The sequence below is a fragment of the Acidimicrobiales bacterium genome, from assembly GCA_036491125.1.
GTDB lineage: Bacteria > Actinomycetota > Acidimicrobiia > Acidimicrobiales > AC-9 > AC-9.
Genome location: DASXCO010000198.1, coordinates 1 through 2,512, shown reverse-complemented (window position 1 = coordinate 2,512; position 2,512 = coordinate 1). Strand labels below are relative to the sequence as shown.

The 2,512-nt window shown below is 67.6% G+C and carries 2 protein-coding genes; both read left to right on the top strand.

All coding sequences use genetic code 11. The annotated features are described in order from the left end of the window. The first annotated feature begins 131 nt into the window (after nucleotides 1-131). A complete protein-coding gene (gene leuA / locus VGF64_15900; protein HEY1636242.1) occupies nucleotides 132-1,799 on the top strand; it encodes a 2-isopropylmalate synthase in 1,668 nt (555 codons plus the stop codon). Between the two features lie 49 nt (nucleotides 1,800-1,848). Next, a partial coding sequence (locus tag VGF64_15895; protein ID HEY1636241.1) for a hypothetical protein occupies nucleotides 1,849-2,512 on the top strand: 664 nt, incomplete at its 3' end.

Sequence of the window (2,512 nt, the reverse complement as noted above, 5' to 3'; positions counted from 1 at the left end):
CCTAGGCGAGCACCTGTTCGGTGCTCGCGAGAACCTCCTGCGCCTCCGGGCCGGGAGGTTTTTTCGTTCCCGCCGCCTCCCCAATCCCGAGAGGAACCACGATGCCCCGGCCGCCCGTAATCCCGACCAAGATGCCGTTCGAAAAGTACCAGCCGTTCCTCCCCGCCGCCCTCGAGGACCGGACCTGGCCGTCGGCGCGGATCGCCAAGGCGCCCCGCTGGTGCAGCGTCGACCTGCGTGACGGGAACCAGGCGCTCATCGACCCGATGGACCCGGCTCGCAAGCTCAAGATGTTCGAGACGCTCGTGGGCATGGGCTTCAAGGAGATCGAGGTGGGGTTTCCGTCGGCATCTCAGCCTGACCACGACTTCATCCGCCAGATCATCGAAACTGACCTGATCCCGTCGGATGTGACCATCCAGGTTCTCGTCCAGTGCCGGGCGGACCTGATCGAGAAGACGTTCGAGGCCATCCGGGGGGCTCGCACGGCGATCGTCCACTTCTACAACTCCACCTCCGTGCTGCAACGCCGTGTGGTGTTCGGCCTCGACAAGGCGGGGATCACCGACATTGCCGTCAAGGCTGCGCAGTTGTGCCGCGAGCTCGAGCGCACGGTGCCCGACACCGACATCACTTACGAGTACTCGCCCGAGAGCTTCACCGGCACTGAGGTGGACTACGCGGTCGAGATCTGCGAGGCGGTGATGGACGTCATCGAGCCGACGGTTGCGCGGCCCATCATCCTCAACCTCCCGGCCACCGTCGAGATGTACACGCCCAACGTCTATGCCGACGTGATCGAGATGTTCCACCGCAAGATCGGCAACCGGGACCGGGTCGTGCTGAGCCTCCACCCGCACAACGACCGGGGCTCGGCCGTCGCGGCCGCCGAGCTGGCCCTGATGGCCGGCGCCGAGCGAATCGAGGGAACCCTGTTCGGCAACGGTGAGCGCACCGGCAACGTCGACGTCGTCACTCTCGCCATGAACCTGTTCACCCAGGGGGTGGACCCCAGCCTCGACCTGAGCGACATCGACGCCCTCCGGCGGGTCGCGGAATACTGCAACCGGCTGCCCGTCCATCCTCGCCACCCCTACGGCGGCGACCTCGTCTACACGGCGTTCTCCGGGTCCCACCAGGACGCCATCAAGAAGGGCATCGGGGCGCTACCGACTGACGGCGACCTCTGGGAGGTCCCCTACCTCCCGATCGACCCGAAGCACGTCGGCCGCACCTACGAGGCGGTGATCCGGGTCAACAGCCAGTCCGGCAAGGGTGGCGTCGCCTACGTGATGAAAGCCGAGCACGGCCTCGACCTGCCCCGGCGGCTGCAAATCGAGTTCTCCAAGACGATCCAGCTGGTCACAGAGGAGAGCGGCACGGAGCTTTCGCCCGTGGAGATGTGGGACCGCTTCGCGACCGAATACCTACCCGATGACGCCCCCATACAGCTCCTGAGCCATGAGGTGACCACCACCGACGACAACGGCACACTGACCGCTCAACTCCTTGTCGATGGCGAGCACCGAACCGTCGTCGGCAAGGGCAGCGGCCCGCTGGCCGCCTTCGTCGACGGGCTGCGGCGTGATCTCGATATCGACCTCGACATCGTCGACTACAGCGAGCACGCCGTGACGAGCGGGTCTGACGCTACGGCTGTGGCATTCGTTGAGTCGCAGATGTCGGGTGGAACGGTGCTTTGGGGCGTCGGGATGAACCCGAGCATCCTCACCGCATCACTCCGAGCGGTGGTCGGCGCCGTCAACCGCCAGCGTCAAGCGGCTCGATACCTACGGTAAGGGCGACCAGTCTCGCAGGCTGGTCACGGCCGACGGTCAGCTGCGGCGGGTGGACCGGGAGACCGAACCCGACCTCTTCTGGGCGCTGCGCGGGGGTGGCGGCAGCTTCGGCATCGTCACTGCCCTCGAGCTGCGCTTGTTCCCGCTGACCGAGGTGTACGCGGGGGTCATGTTCTGGCCCATGGAGCGCGGTCCCGAGGTGCTCCACGCCTGGCGAGAGCTGACCGAGGGCGACCTACCGGACGCGCTGACGACCGTCGGGCGCTATCTCCAACTGCCCCCCGTGCCCGACATCCCCGAGCCGGTACGGGGCAGGTCCTTCGCGGTCGTCGAGGTGATCCACCTGGGGTCCCCAGCGGAAGCTGACGCGCTGCTGGCACCGCTGCGCGCCCTGGAACCGGGGATGGACACGATCGTAACCATGCCCGTCGGCGCACTGAGCCACTTGCACATGGATCCCGAGCAGCCGGTGCCCTACGCCGGCGAAGGGCTCACCCTGGCCGACCTGCCGGCGGAAGCGGTCGACGAGCTGGTGCGCGTCGCCGGTGCTGGGTCGGGCTCGCCGCTGCTGTCGGTCGAGGTGCGCCACCTCGGCGGTGAGCTCGGGCGCGCCCGACCCGAGAACGGCGCCCTCGGCTCGATCGACGCCGAGTACGTCCTGCTGTCCGTCGGCATGGCGCCGACGCCGGAGGTCAAGGCGGCGGTGGAGACGC

Excerpts from the sequence above, each read along its gene's own strand:
- leuA (HEY1636242.1), top strand. The coding sequence starts at position 132 with ATGCCGTTCGAAAAGTACCAGCCGTTCCTCCCCGCCGCCCTCGAGGAC.